At 72.2% G+C, this 12,874-nt stretch carries 11 protein-coding genes and 1 pseudogene; 4 read left to right on the top strand and 8 right to left on the bottom strand.

The window, feature by feature from the left end:
* Positions 1-264: 264 nt before the first annotated feature.
* Positions 265-1,551: a DUF418 domain-containing protein gene (locus tag AC067N_RS35580; RefSeq protein WP_478683077.1), complete on the bottom strand. Its 1,287-nt coding sequence runs from the start codon at positions 1,549-1,551 to the stop codon at positions 265-267.
* 230 nt (positions 1,552-1,781) lie between these two features.
* Here AC067N_RS35580 and AC067N_RS35585 point away from each other — a divergent pair, with 230 nt between their 5' ends.
* Complete coding sequence (locus AC067N_RS35585; protein WP_478683137.1) at positions 1,782-1,973, top strand: WD40/YVTN/BNR-like repeat-containing protein; 192 nt, start codon at positions 1,782-1,784, stop codon at positions 1,971-1,973.
* Between the two features lie 18 nt (positions 1,974-1,991).
* Here the strand turns inward: AC067N_RS35585 and AC067N_RS35590 are convergent, their stop codons facing one another.
* Together AC067N_RS35590 and pspAB are read right to left on the bottom strand one after the other, a co-directional pair.
* Positions 1,992-4,535 carry a heavy metal translocating P-type ATPase gene (locus AC067N_RS35590; RefSeq protein ID WP_478683078.1) on the bottom strand — a complete coding sequence of 848 codons (2,544 nt, stop codon included), beginning with the start codon at positions 4,533-4,535 and terminating at the stop codon, positions 1,992-1,994.
* Positions 4,536-4,881: 346 nt separating this feature from the next.
* Positions 4,882-5,051 (bottom strand): annotated as a pseudogene (gene pspAB, locus AC067N_RS35595) (PspA-associated protein PspAB); the annotation flags it as partial.
* A gap of 237 nt (positions 5,052-5,288) precedes the next feature.
* On the opposite strand from pspAB, the gene AC067N_RS35600 reads away from it, so the two are divergent.
* Positions 5,289-5,498 carry a hypothetical protein gene (locus AC067N_RS35600; RefSeq protein WP_478683079.1) on the top strand — a complete coding sequence of 70 codons (210 nt, stop codon included), beginning with the start codon at positions 5,289-5,291 and terminating at the stop codon, positions 5,496-5,498.
* A gap of 190 nt (positions 5,499-5,688) precedes the next feature.
* Here AC067N_RS35600 and AC067N_RS35605 read toward each other — a convergent pair whose 3' ends face one another.
* Together AC067N_RS35605 and AC067N_RS35610 are read right to left on the bottom strand one after the other, a co-directional pair.
* A complete protein-coding gene (locus AC067N_RS35605; RefSeq protein WP_478683080.1) occupies positions 5,689-6,867 on the bottom strand; it encodes an acyl-CoA dehydrogenase family protein in 1,179 nt (392 codons plus the stop codon).
* Between the two features lie 138 nt (positions 6,868-7,005).
* Positions 7,006-7,383: a four-helix bundle copper-binding protein gene (locus tag AC067N_RS35610; RefSeq protein WP_478683081.1), complete on the bottom strand. Its 378-nt coding sequence runs from the start codon at positions 7,381-7,383 to the stop codon at positions 7,006-7,008.
* 233 nt (positions 7,384-7,616) lie between these two features.
* On the opposite strand from AC067N_RS35610, the gene AC067N_RS35615 reads away from it, so the two are divergent.
* Positions 7,617-7,979, top strand: a complete 363-nt coding sequence (locus AC067N_RS35615; RefSeq protein ID WP_478683082.1) for a DUF6479 family protein — start codon at positions 7,617-7,619, stop codon at positions 7,977-7,979.
* Positions 7,980-8,110: 131 nt separating this feature from the next.
* Positions 8,111-8,455: a DUF8129 domain-containing protein gene (locus AC067N_RS35620; RefSeq protein ID WP_478683083.1), complete on the top strand. Its 345-nt coding sequence runs from the start codon at positions 8,111-8,113 to the stop codon at positions 8,453-8,455.
* Positions 8,456-8,554: 99 nt separating this feature from the next.
* Here AC067N_RS35620 and AC067N_RS35625 read toward each other — a convergent pair whose 3' ends face one another.
* From AC067N_RS35625 to AC067N_RS35635, 3 genes are all read right to left on the bottom strand, one after another.
* Entirely contained in the window at positions 8,555-9,739 is a 1,185-nt protein-coding gene (locus AC067N_RS35625; protein WP_478683084.1) for a 4-hydroxybenzoate 3-monooxygenase, read from the bottom strand.
* A 226-nt stretch (positions 9,740-9,965) separates the two neighbouring features.
* Positions 9,966-11,156: a type III PLP-dependent enzyme gene (locus tag AC067N_RS35630; protein ID WP_478683085.1), complete on the bottom strand. Its 1,191-nt coding sequence runs from the start codon at positions 11,154-11,156 to the stop codon at positions 9,966-9,968.
* Entirely contained in the window at positions 11,153-12,856 is a 1,704-nt protein-coding gene (locus AC067N_RS35635; protein WP_478683086.1) for an IucA/IucC family protein, read from the bottom strand. The genes AC067N_RS35630 and AC067N_RS35635 overlap by 4 nt, the downstream gene beginning before the upstream one ends.
* Positions 12,857-12,874 lie beyond the last annotated feature (18 nt).

Below are 12,874 nucleotides of genomic sequence, written 5' to 3' on the forward strand. Positions count from 1 at the left end.
TCCATCGCCCGGACTCCGCACTGCTCTCCCGGCCGATACCCCGTCTTCCGGAGGCGATAGGCCGGTTCGTGGCGGCCGCCCTCCGTCTCGGCCGGCAGCTGATGGACCGCCCGGGCCGCGCCGCGGACGGCAGGTCGGCGTCAGGCGGGGCCGGGATCGGTCGGCCAGGTCCACTGGCGAGGCCCGCAAGGGCTGTCCCCTTGCGGGCCGAGCGGGCCGTGCGGGTCGGGGTGGGGCAGGAAGCCGAGCCACCCCGACCGGACATCAGCGGATGTACCGGGCGGGTTTGGTGGCGGCGTTGAGCAGATACTCCAGAGGGCCGCGGCGGAAGAAGCGGGACCAGATCGTGGCGAACACGATCGCTGTCAGGATGTACGTGAGCACGGGCACCCAGGACGTCGTGGTGCCGGCGCCGGAAGCGGGCCACGCGGACTGTGCGAGGAAGTGGCCTACGTAGGCGGTCAGGGACATGGTGCCCACCGCGATGACCGGCTTCGCCAGGCGGCGCAGTGGCGGCAGGCGGTCCATCGCCGCCGTCGCGGCCACGATCACGAGGATCGCGATGCCCGCGCAGCCGATGGTGTCGAAGGTGGTGCCTGTGTGAGACACGGCGCCCAGCAGGTCCGAGGCCGACAGCTCGGGACCGCCGGGTGCGCTGCCAATGGAGCCGGAGCCGGAGAATGCCGAGCCGCTGCCCATGGCGCCCGGACCGGAGCCGCTGGAAGGTCCCCCACCTCCGCCGACGTTCCACACGGCGCTCGCGCCGGTCAGCAGTGTGGCCAGGCCGTAGGCGGCTGTGGCGAGGCCGGCACCGAGGACGGCCAGGCGCCGCCGGACGACGGGGGCGGACAGGTCGAGGCGGGCCAGAGCCATGCCGGTGGTCACGAACGCCATCCACGTGATGGTCGGGTAGAGGCCCGTCAGCAGCAGATCGAGTACTCCCACGGTGCTGAGGCGTTCCAGCGGGTCGTAGGCGTTGACGGTCTGCTGGACGGAGTCGCTCAGCCACATCTTCAGAACGAACGCCAGCTGCGGCATGACCAGCGCGATCCCGGCCGCGATGAGCGCCAGTGTCCTGGCGCTCAGTCGTACCAGGAGCAGTGCGAGGAGGAAGTAGACGCCGTAGTAGGCGAGGATGATGATGTCCCCGTACTCCATCGCCAGCACGGTGCCCAGCGCCAGCAGGATCACGGCGCGGATCGCGATCCGGGCCTTCGCCTGTCGGCCCGCCAGGCCGGTCTTCGGCTCACGGCGCCCGGCGATCAGCATCAGCGAGAACCCGGCGAGGGTGGCGAACAGGGCCGAGGAGCGTCCCTCGGCCAGGAAGTACACCCAGCTGCCGACACTGCCCTGGGGGGAGTCCATCGGGGCGATGTGCACGATGTACATGCCGAACACCGCCAGCGCACGGGCCAGATCCAGCCCGACCATGCGTCCCATCGAGGGGCCGCCCGAGACTTGCTGCCCGGAGGACTCGGACGGGGCCTGCGGCGGTGGTGTCGCGTTCCTCTGCGGAGCCGACAGCTCCTGCGGCGGCTTTACCTGTGTCATACGCCGAATCCTTCGGTGCCGCCAGGAGGTGGAGCATCCGACAGGTTTCGGCAACGCCCCCGCCGACCGGCTGGGACTGCCCCGCCGACCGGCGGAACCGCGCCGCCACCGGGGCGCCGTAGAGATGGCCACCAGCGAGAAGGAGGACGGCCAGTACGGGCCGGCCAAGAAGCTGGCCGCGGAAATCATCACCACGCAGAACGCCGAGATCGAGGAGAGGAACAAGCTCCGTGCACCGCAGCACCGACAGTGGGGCGACCTGGACGAAGACCGGGCCCGTTCCGGGCGGGCGGCCCCAGGCCCTGACCGCCGTCGACGCCAAGCGCGTCCTGGCGGCCACGCAGGACGGCGTGTACGAATCCCGTGACGGCGGCAGGACGTTCACCCAGCGCCTGCCTGTGTCCTCCTCCGAAGGGCACTGAGCGCGCAGTCACTGTGTTTCAGCGCGTCGGCGCGCCGCCCGCCCCGGTGGCGGGGGCGCCGAATGGTGGTTCGGCAGGCGGGGGCGCGGTGCGTGGCAGCCGGAGGCGTTTGAGGGTGAGGGCGTTGACGGCGACGATGATGCTGGAGCCGGACATGGACAGGGCGGCGATCTCCGGGCGGAGCACCAGGCCGGTGGCCGGTTCGAAGACGCCTGCGGCGATCGGCAGGGCGATGGCGTTGTAGCCGATGGCCCAGCCGAGGTTCTGGCGCATCTTGCGCAGGGTGCCGCGGCCGATGCGCAGGGCGGTGGGCACGTCGAGCGGGTCGGAGCGCATCAGGACGAGGTCGGCGGTCTCGATGGCGACGTCCGTACCGGCGCCGATGGCGATGCCGAGGTCGGCCTGGGCCAGCGCCGGGGCGTCGTTGACGCCGTCGCCGACCATGGCGACCTTGCGGCCGCCGCGCTGCAGCTCGGCGACCTTGGCCGCCTTGTCGCCCGGGAGGACCTCGGCGATGACGGTGTCGATGCCGAGGCGTCCGGCGATCCGCCGGGCGGTGGCGCGGTTGTCGCCGGTGAGCATGACCACCTCGACGCCGAGGGCGTGTAGTTCGGCCACGGCCTCGGCCGAGGTTTCCCGGGGCGCGTCGGCGACGCCGAGCAGACCTGCCGCCCGTCCGTCGACGGCGGCGATGACGACGGTGCGGCCGGTGTCGGCCAGTTCTTCGCGGCGGTCGGCCAAGGGGCCGAGGTCCACGCCTTCGCGCAGCGCCAGGCGACGGTTGCCGACCGCGACCCGGTGGCCGTCGACGACGGCGGTCGCGCCATGACCGGGGACGTTCTCGAAGTGCCGGGCACTCGCGGGCCCCACGGCGCGGGCTTCGGCGTGGCGTACGACGGCTTCGGCCAGCGGGTGCTCGGACTCGCGCTCCACCGCCGCGACGAGCCGCAGGAGCTCCGCCTCGTCGGTGCCCGGGGCGGTGACCACGTCGGTGACTTCCGGTTCGCCCTTGGTCAGGGTGCCGGTCTTGTCCATGACGACGACCTGGATGCCGGCGGACGCCTCCAGGGCGACGGCGTTCTTGAACAGCACGCCTCGCTTCGCTCCGAGGCCGGTGCCGACCATGATGGCAGTCGGGGTCGCGAGTCCCAGGGCGTCCGGGCAGGTGATGACCACGACGGTGATGGCGAACAGCATCGCGGTGCCCAGCGAGCGGTCCGTGGCCAGCAGCCAGACCGCCAAAGTGGCAGCGCCGCCGATCAGGGCGACGAAGACCAGCCAGAACGCCGCCCGGTCCGCCAGCCGCTGTCCCGGTGCCTTGGAGTTCTGGGCCTCCTGGACCAGCTTGACGATCTGGGCCAGGGCGGTGTCGGAACCGACCTTGGTGGCGCGTACCCGCAGCGTGCCGTTGGCGTTGATGGTCGCGCCCACCGCCTGCGCGCCGGGCGCCTTGTGCACCGGCAGGCTCTCGCCGGTGACCATCGACTCGTCGACCTCGCTCTCGCCCTCCTCCACAACCCCGTCGACAGCGACCTTGGCTCCGGGGCGGACCAGCATCAGGTCGCCGACCACGACCTCGGCGGTCGGCACCTCGACCGGCACCCCGTCGCGTACGACGAGGGCCTTGGGCGGGGCGAGATCCAGAAGCGTGCGGATGGCGTCGTTGGCGCCGCCCCGGGCACGCATCTCGAACCAGTGACCGAGCAGCACGAAGGACGCCAGGACGGTGGCCGCTTCGTAGAAGACGTCGCCGCCGCCGGTGAGCGTGATGATCAGGGAGTACAGCCAGCCGGAGCCGACGGCGACCGCGACCAGCACCATCATGTCCAGGGTGCGGGCGCGCAGGGCCCGTACGGCGCCGTCGAAGAAGATCGTGCACGAGTAGAAGATCACCGGCAGGGACAGTAGGAGCGCCCACACGTCCTGGCGCAGACCGAAGGGGACCGGCGCGTCGAGGCCGAAGACGTCCTCGCCGATAGGCGACCAGATCACGATCGGAACCGAGAACAGCAGCGCCACCAGGAAACGGTTGCGCATGTCGGCCACCATCGCCGCCATCGACATCCCACCGTGGCCACCGTGGCCCATCAGCTCGTGCGGGGAGGGCATCTGCTCCGGTGCCGCCGGCGCCTCGGCGGGCTCCACGTGCGCGGCCCGTGCCGACTCCGCGGGTTCAGGCACTACGGCCACGCCGGCGGCCCGGCCCTCCTGCCCCGCGTGCTCGTCCGCGACCTCCCCCACGGGCGGATCGGGTTCGGCCATCGGATCGCAGACGTGGGAGGGCACCACCTGGCCCACGCAGTGGTAGCCGCACTCGGTCACCCAGCGGTGCAACTCGGCCAGCGACGTCCGCCGGGGATCGAAGACCACCGTCGCCGATTGCGCGACCGCGTTGACCTCAACCTCCAGTACGCCAGGGCGCCGCCCCAGCACGGCGGCGACGGTGCTCTGCTGCGACGCCCACGCAAGACCCCGCACATCCAGCAGCGCCGTGCTGCGCTCCTTGCGGGGGACCGCCGGGGCATGCCTGCGGTGACCGTGGTCGTCTGCGGGGTCAGGCACGCTCATCCCTCCTTCGGGGTTCGTTCCGCCGCGTTCCCACAGCCGGGCCGGCAGCGTGGGTACGCAGCACCCGCGGGAGCCGGTGCGGACCGGTGAGCACGGCTGAGGTCCGCGCCGCCCGGATGACGGATACAGCCGGCGCCAAGGCCCGGATCCGCACCAGGGACGGCGTGCAGCCCCTCGTACTGGCACCCGCTGCGAGTACGGCAACAGTGGTGAGGGCCCAGAACCAGTGTCGCGCGCGCCGTACAGCAGCGGCAGTCATCAGCGCGCCTTCGGGTGGCGGTCCGGACCATGGCGAGTGCGGTGCGGCCCCGGTGTGACGAGGTGAGTGACGTGCGGGGCTGAGCTGGGGTCCGAAGCCGCTGTCCTGAAGTGCGGTGTTCACCGCGTGCAGGTCGCCCACCAGCGCCGGCAGGCTGTCGGGACCGCGGCGGGAGCGCAGCCATGAGTGCCGTAGTCGTCACGGCTGAACTCCACCGGCACACCCGCCCGTTCGGAATCCGCGTCCAACACGATCGTGCTGGCCTCGCTGGCGCTGTCGTTCGGCATCGGCATGCTCAGTGGCGGCATGCAGCACTTCGAGGACTTCCCCGAGCGGGCGGCGATGCTGATCCCGTTCGGGCTGGCGCTGTCCTTCGTGGCGTACGTGCTGCGCTACGACCCCGCGCGCCGGCGCAGCATCATCGGCCCGACCGGGCTGCGGTCACCGCGGCGGTCGCATTCGTCGGGCTGCGCGGTATCGCCGCCGGCATGGCCGCCGAGTCCGGCGGCGGCCACAGCCACGGCGAGGAGACCGCCAGCGAAACGGAGACGGCGAAGACAGACGACGGTCATACGCAGGACAGCCACACCGAGGACGCCGGAACGACGGCGCCCGAGAGCTCACCCAGCGCCGAAAGCACCGGAACCGGCGCGGGCGAGCAAGAAGGCGGTCATGCGGAGGACGGACACGCCCACTGAGTCGGGGCTCCCGTCACCCGTGGGGCGATCGCTACCGGGCCGAAGTTCCAGTCGGTGGTCAGCCCTGCGGTCACCGGCACCAAGGCCGCCTATGGTCGAGCAGCGGGATTTCAGGCCAGGTCCGTGGCGACGACCACACGGGAGCGTTGCTTCGGGCACCGCTCCTCGTAAAGCCTCGTCACGGCATCTCTCAGCGCCGGACGCGGGGCATTCCCAGGCCGATCCAGGCGATGATCTCGCGCTGGATCTCGTTGTTGCCGCCGCCGAAGGTGAAGATGACGGCCGAGCGGTAGCCGCGTTCGAGTTCGCCGTGCAGGACGGCGCCCGCCGAGCCCTCCTTGAGCGCGCCGCCGGTGGCGACGATCTCCATGAGCCAGGCGTAGGCGTCACGGCGGGCCTCGGAGCCGTAGACCTTGACGGCGGAGGCCTCCTGCGGGGTGAGGGTGCCGTCCTGGACGGCGCTGACCATGCGCCAGTTCAGGAGCTTGAGCGCGTCGAGCCTGGCGTGGGTCCGGGCGAGGCGGCGGCGTACCCAGGGCAGGTCGATGACACGGCGGCCGTCGGCGAGCTTGGTCTCCATGGCCCAGCGCTGGACGTTGTGCAGGGAGCGGATGGCCATGGTTCCGTGGGCGGCGAGGGTGACGCGTTCGTGGTTGAGCTGGTTGGTGATCAGCCGCCAGCCCTTGTTCTCCTCGCCGACGCGACGGGAGACGGGGACGCGGATGTTCTCGTAGTAGCTGGCGGTGGTGTCGTGCGAGGCGAGGGTGTTGATCAGGGTGCAGGAGTAGCCGGGGTCGGTGGTCGGGACGAGGAGCATGGTGATGCCCTTGTGCGGCGGCGCCCCGGGGTCGGTGCGGGTGGCCAGCCACACCCAGTCCGCGGTGTCGCCGTTGGTCGTCCAGATCTTCTGGCCGTTGACGACGTACTCGTCACCGTCACGCACCGCGCGGGTCTTCAGCGCGGCGAGGTCCGTGCCGGCGTCGGGCTCGCTGTAGCCGATCGCGAAGTCGATCTCGCCGGAGAGGACGCGCGGCAGGAAGTACGACTTCTGCTCCTCGGTGCCGTACTGCATGATCGTCGGGCCGACCGTGTTGAGCGCCATCAGCGGCAGCGGGACGCCTGCCTGGGCGGCCTCGTCGAAGAAGATGAACTGCTCGATGGCGCTCAGGCCGCGTCCGCCGTACTCCTTGGGCCATCCGACGCCCAGCCAGCCGTCCGCGCCGAGGCGGCGGACGGTCTCGCGGTAGAAGCGCTTCTGCGCCGCCGGGTCGGAGTGGCGGGTGTAGGCGCCCGCCGGGACCAACTCGGCGAAGTAGGCGCGCAGTTCGGTGCGCAACCGCTGCTGCTCGGGCGTGTATTCGAGGTGCACGGCGCCTCCAGGCTCCCCAGGGCCGAACTGACGGCGCACACGCTAGAACGTGTTCCAGTAATTGGGAACACGCGGGAGCGTCGCGGTCCGTTAGATTCCCGTCGGTTCCTCTCGGGGGTGCCCGAGGGGCCGCGCGGCTCAGCCGAGGGTGACGAGGAAGTCCGTGCAGGCCCGGGCGCAGTCCCGGCAGGCCCGGGCACTCTCCTCGGCGCCGGGGTGCTCGTCGAAGACGCGGGCGCACTCCAGGCTGACGGTCCGGCACCACTCCACCTGCACGCGGACGGCCGCTTCGTCGAGGTCGGCCTGCTCGGAGAGCGCCCGGCAGGTGGCGTCGCACACCTCCGCGCACATGATGCCCTTGCGTCGCATGTGTTCCTGGCTGTCGGGGCCGTCCGGATCGGCGAGGCTCGCCCGCAGGGCACACGCGCGTGCACATTCGGTGCACGCCTGGGCGCACGCGAAGCGGTCCTCGAGGAACCGGATGAGTTCCTGCTGGGATGTCGTCGTCGAGGTCACCCGAGGCGGGTAGCCGGACCGGTGTCCGTCAAACCGGACCAACGTTCGCCGAGCCGGAAGCGGTGTCCGTCAGATTGCGGGGGCCGCCGACCCCGGTTCACGGCGTTCCGTTTTCGCGGGCGCCGGACCGGGCACCCGTGCACACCCCGGCACGGGGGCGAGGAAACGGTCACCCGACCGCCTCCCATGTGAGCCGCCGGGTTCACCTGACCCTTTGGGGGTATTCATTCAATATGAAGACGGAATGGGCTAATTTCGCAGCAGAGCGCAGCGTGCTGGGCGGCGCCGCGCCGTTCATCGCCGGTGTGGTGGTCGTGTCGGTGCTGATCGGGGCCCTCTGGCTGGGCGCGCGCCTCCGTGCGCGTGAGCCGCGCCGTCCACTGCCCGACGAGCAGCCCAAGCTGCCCGAAGGCGGCGCCGTGCGCGAGGAGCGGGCGAACCGCGAGCCGGACGAGATCCCGAAGAGCGACTACCGGCTGACGCCCTACGAGGTGCACGGGAACCAGGGCACCCGGCCCAGCCCCGACAAGAAGCGGCCCCGCTGGAGCAAGAACAGCAGCGGCTCCTTCGGCAGCGGCGGGCTCGGCGCCCACTGACACCGCATCGCGGCGGGCCCCGGCTGCGGCAGGGGCCCGTCGGCTCGCTGCCCGGAGGGGGACTGCACCCGAGGATCACGTAGCGTCACCGAAGCGGCACGCGGACGTTCGGCCACGAGGGAGTGAGATCCATGGCAGACCACAGGACGCTGCCACTGCCCGACTACGACCATCTGCCGATCGGCGGCCTGGAGAGCCGCGTGCGGTCGCTCACCGCCGAGGAGGTGGAGGACTTGCCGGCGTACGAGCGCGGCCACGCCGACCGGCTGCCCGTGACCCAGTTGCTGACGGCGCGCCTGGACCAGCTGCGCGCGGGCGCGGAGCCCACCTCGGGCGACCCCGGCGCGCTGCGGCCCGAGCAGCACGGGCGCCGCTCCGGCTCCCCCGTCTCACCGGCGACCTCGCCGCAGCCGATGAGCCCGCCGCCGCACGGCACACCGGACCAGCGGGGCAAGCCGAAGGGCGACCGCGCATAGAGCCGGGGCCGAGAACACGCGTGGCCGGCGTCGGGCCCCGAGAAGAGCCGGCACGACGAAGGGGCGCCCCGGACACGGGGCGCCCCTTCCGGTGGGTGGTCAGCCGTCCAGTGCCAGCCCGGTGTAGTTCTCCGCCAGCTCGGCCGCCGCGTGGCGGGAGGTGGCGACGCGGTGCAGCTGGGAGAGCTGGAGTCTGGTCTCGAACGGGGACTGCTCCGGGTCGGTGTGCAGGGTCGTGGTCATGAAGTACGAGAAATGCTCGGCCCGCCACACCCGGCGCAGACAGGTGTCGGAGTACGCGTCGAGCAGCTCGGTCGAGCCGGTCTCCTTCAGCCGCTCGAAGGCGCGGGCGAGCACGATGACGTCGGTAGCGGCGAGGTTGAGGCCCTTGGCGCCGGTGGGCGGCACGATGTGGGCGGCGTCCCCGGCCAGGAGGAGGCGTCCGTACCGCATCGGCTCGGTGACGTGGCTGCGCATCGGCAGCACGGCCTTGGCGGTGACGGTGCCGCGCTTGAGCCGCCAGCCGGGATTCGCGGTCAGGGCGAAACGGGCGTCCAGCTCGTCCCAGATCCGCTCGTCGGACCAGTCCGCCGCATCGGTGCCGTTCGGAACCTGGAGATAGAGGCGGCTCACGGAGGGCGACCGCATGCTCGCCAGCGCGAAGCCCCGCTCGGAGTGGGCGTAGATCAGCTCGTCGTAGACGGGCGGGGCGTCGGCGAGGATGCCCAGCCAGGAGTAGGGGTACGTGCGCTCGTACGTCGACCGGACGCCCTCCGGGACGGCATCGCGGGCCACGCCGTGGAAACCGTCGCAGCCGACCACGTAGTCGCAGGTCAGGGTCTGCTCACGGCCCTCGTGGGTGTACCGGACCACCGGGCGGTCGCCGTCGACGCCCTCCACGGCGTGCACCTCGGCCTCGAACAGCAGCGGGCCGCCGTCGGCGAGCTGGAGGGCGATCAGGTCCTTGACGACCTCGGTCTGGGCGTAGACCCACACCCGGCGCCCGCCGGTCAGCTCGGGAAAGTCGACGCGGTGGGCATGGCCGGCGAAACGCAGCTCGATGCCGTCGTGCGGCATCCCCTCGGCGTCCAGGCGCGCGCCCGCGCCGCAGGACCGCAGCACGTCGACGGTGGCCTGTTCCAGGATTCCGGCGCGCTGCCGCTGCTCGACGTACGCCCGGTCCTTGCGTTCCAGAACCACACTGTCGATTCCCGCGTTGTGCAGCAGACGGGCCAGCAGCAGCCCCGCCGGGCCGCCGCCGATGATGCCGACGGTGGTGTGCATGAGTACTCCTCGTCGTTGAGGACGAGTCGCGTCCCGCCTCCGGGAGCCGACCTTGTTCGTCAGGTGAAATTCAGTTCACTAAGTTGTGGGTATGAGTCTGCGCCCGGTCCGCCCGCCTGTCAACGGTCACACTCACCTGGAGGGATCGGGAGGGCGGGCGGTTCCGGCGATGAAGGGAATCCGGTCGGGGCGAAGCAGGGAATCCGGTCGGCGAAGCGGAGCGGACTCAGCCGACGAAGTGCAGGCCGGGGTGCGGGTGCATCAGGAAGTCGTGGTGGGAGATGTTCCAGGCGTAGGCGCCCGCGAGGGAGAAGGCCACCCTGTCCCCCGCGCGGAGCCCCGGCGCGTGGACGTTCCTGGCGAGCAGGTCCTTCGGGGTGCACAGCTGGCCGGTGAGGGTGACACGGTCCCCCTCGGCCTCGGGACGCGGCCACGGGTACGGCCACTCCCCCACGGCCAGCACCGAGCAGGGCTGGTCGTGCCCCTTGGTGGCCGGGGTGCGCAGATGGTGGGTGCCGCCGCGCACCACGGCGAACTCCTCCCCGTGACTGTGCTTCACGTCCAGCACCTCCGTGGCGTACCAGCCGCAGTAGGCGGTCAGGGCCCGGCCCGGTTCGATGCGGAGGGTCAGTCCCGGGTGGTCGTCGAGGATACGGGCGAGTCCTTCGCCGTACGACGGCCAGTCGAAGCGGCTCTCGGGGTGGGCGTAGTCGACGGCCATCCCGCCGCCGATGTTCACCTCGGCCAGGGGGAGGCCGAGGCCCGTCGACCAGTCGACGATCGAGCGGGCGACGGCCAGCTGCGCGGGGGCGTCGAGGCCGCTGGCCAGGTGGGCGTGGACACCCCGCGGTTCGAGGTGGGCGCAGGTCCCGTCGGTGAGGGTGCGCAGGACGTCCGCCGCCCGGGTGGGGTCGATGCCGAACGGGGTGGGGCGCCCGCCCATCGCGAGGGAGCCGCCCGCGAGGGAACCGTCCGCGACAGCGAGGTTGAAGCGCAGGAGCACCGCCACGCGGCGGTCCGGTGCGACCCGCCGGGACAGCTCGGCGAGCATCCGCAGATCGTGCTCGCTCTCCACGTGGAAGCGCTCGACGCCCAGCTCCAGCGCGGTCCTGATCTCGTCCGGGGTCTTGCCGGGCCCGCCGAAGGCGAGCGGCCGGCCGGGGACGCACGTGGCGACGTGGGCGAGTTCGCCGCCGGAGGAGACCTCGTAGCCGTCGACGTACGGGCCGAGCGCCGAGAGCAGCTCCGGCTCGGGGTTGGCCTTGGCCGCGTAGTACAGCTCGACCCGTTCGGGCAGCGCGGACCGCACACGGGCGGCGTGCTCGCGCAGGGCCGTCACGTCGTAGACGTAGGCGGGGAGTTCGGTCGGGGTGAGGGACAGGACGCGCTCGCGTACGGCGGGGGTCGGCTCGGTCATCGGGGGCTCCAGCGGAGGATGTCCTCGGCGAGGGGCGAGGGCAGCCGGACATAGCCGGCCTCTCGGTCGGCCTTGCGTTCCCAGCGGGTGAGCAGGTTGGCCTTCGCGGGCAGCGGCACCCCGGCCAGCAGGGCGGCGAGCAGGGGCGGGCGGCTCTGCTCGTCGGCGTGGGCCCGCAGCGCGGCGCGGACCTCCGCCCACAGGTCGGCCTCGGTCCCGGGGTGCAGGTCGGCGAGGGCGGCGAGCAGCTCGGCGATGTGGTTGACCAGCAGGCAGTACACGACGCGGTCCCAGCCGCGCCGGGCGTCGTACGTCATCGGTCCGGCGACCTCGGGCGGGAGGGCGGCGAGGGTGTCGGCGTGGTGCTCGGGGACGAGCTTGGTGCCCTCCAGGTCGCGGAAGATGACCTGGGTCGGCATGCCGTCGGTGTCGACGCAGATCAGGACGTTCTGGAGGTGGGGTTCCAGCACGACGCCGTGGTCGAAGTAGGCGGACAGGACGGGCGGGACGAGGAGGCGGAGGTAGGCCCGCCACCAGTCGAGAGCGGCTTCGGGGCCGGGTCCGGGCAGGAGACGGGAGATGTGGGCCGGGCCGGTCGGGTACTCGTCGGCGACGGCGGCCGCGAGCAGCGGTGTCGTGCCGGGCAGGAGCCGCCGGGACAGGCCCTCGCGGACGATCACTCCGAAGCCTTCGAGGAGGGCGCGGTCGGGGGTGCCGTCGGGGCCGGGGAGGGCGAGGCTGCGGTAGGCGGGTTCGCGGAGCAGCGCGCTGCCCGGGAAGCGGGTTTCCAGGTCGGCCAGGGCCGGGGCGAGGGCCCGGGTGAGGGCGACGGCGCCGGAGAGTTCGTAACGGGCGTTCTTGCGCAGGCAGTTGGTGATGCGGACGTTGAGGCTGAACTTCAGGAAGGCGTCGCCGTCGAAGAGGGTGCGGACGGAGGCGGTGGCCGCGTATGCCGGGCCGCCGGGCCCGAGGTCGAGGATGTCGCCGCGTCCCAGGGCCGCGCGCAGGAGGCGGTGCCCGCGGAGCATCTCGTACTGCCAGGGGTGCGCGGGCAGCAGCCGGTAGCCCTCGGGGACGTCGCCGCGTTCCGCGTCGAGCACGGCGGTGGCGCCGGTCTCGGCGCTCTCCTCGGCGATCAGGTCCCGGCGTACGGCGAGGTGGCGCAGCGGGAAGGCGGCGCGGGCCTCCGGGGCGTACGACCGCCAGGCGCCGGCGTCACCGGTGCGGGCCTTGGGAGTGGGGTGGAAGCGGTGCCCGAACAGCAGGGACTGCTCGGAGGCGAGGTAGTCCGGGCGCCCGTGGGGGCCGGCGTCCCGGTCGGCGAGCGCGGCGGCGAGGGCGCGGTGGCTGGAGTCGACCTGGTGGAGGAACTCGTCGTTGCGGACACCGGTGCGCAGGGACAGTTCGTCGTGCGTGTACGCGGCGAGGCGGCGCCAGTCCAGTGGCGTCCAACCGGTCGCGGACTGCTCGTGCACCGGGCCGGTGAACCGGTGGGCGCCGAGCAGGGAGGTGCGGCGCAGGGCGACGCGGAGCAGCGGGCCGCGGCGGGGCAGTCTCAGCAGGAGGTGGCCGTCGCTGACGGCGGTCTGGTGTTCGGGGCCGGAGACCTCGCGCAGCAGGCAGTTGAGGAGGGTGTGGGCCGTGGCGTCGTCGGCGGTGGGCAGGTGAGCGGTACCGAGCGAGTCGGTCAGCGGGGGCATGCGGTGGCTCCAGCGGGT

This window comes from Streptomyces sp. NPDC042364 (assembly GCF_056437585.1).

Coding starts and splice junctions, on each gene's coding strand:
- AC067N_RS35630 (WP_478683085.1), bottom strand. CDS start 11,156: ATGACCGAGCCGACCCCCGCCGTACGCGAGCGCGTCCTGTCCCTCACC.
- AC067N_RS35615 (WP_478683082.1), top strand. CDS start 7,617: ATGAAGACGGAATGGGCTAATTTCGCAGCAGAGCGCAGCGTGCTGGGC.
- AC067N_RS35625 (WP_478683084.1), bottom strand. CDS start 9,739: ATGCACACCACCGTCGGCATCATCGGCGGCGGCCCGGCGGGGCTGCTG.
- AC067N_RS35620 (WP_478683083.1), top strand. CDS start 8,111: ATGGCAGACCACAGGACGCTGCCACTGCCCGACTACGACCATCTGCCG.
- AC067N_RS35580 (WP_478683077.1), bottom strand. CDS start 1,551: ATGACACAGGTAAAGCCGCCGCAGGAGCTGTCGGCTCCGCAGAGGAAC.
- AC067N_RS35600 (WP_478683079.1), top strand. CDS start 5,289: ATGGCCGCCGAGTCCGGCGGCGGCCACAGCCACGGCGAGGAGACCGCC.
- AC067N_RS35635 (WP_478683086.1), bottom strand. CDS start 12,856: ATGCCCCCGCTGACCGACTCGCTCGGTACCGCTCACCTGCCCACCGCC.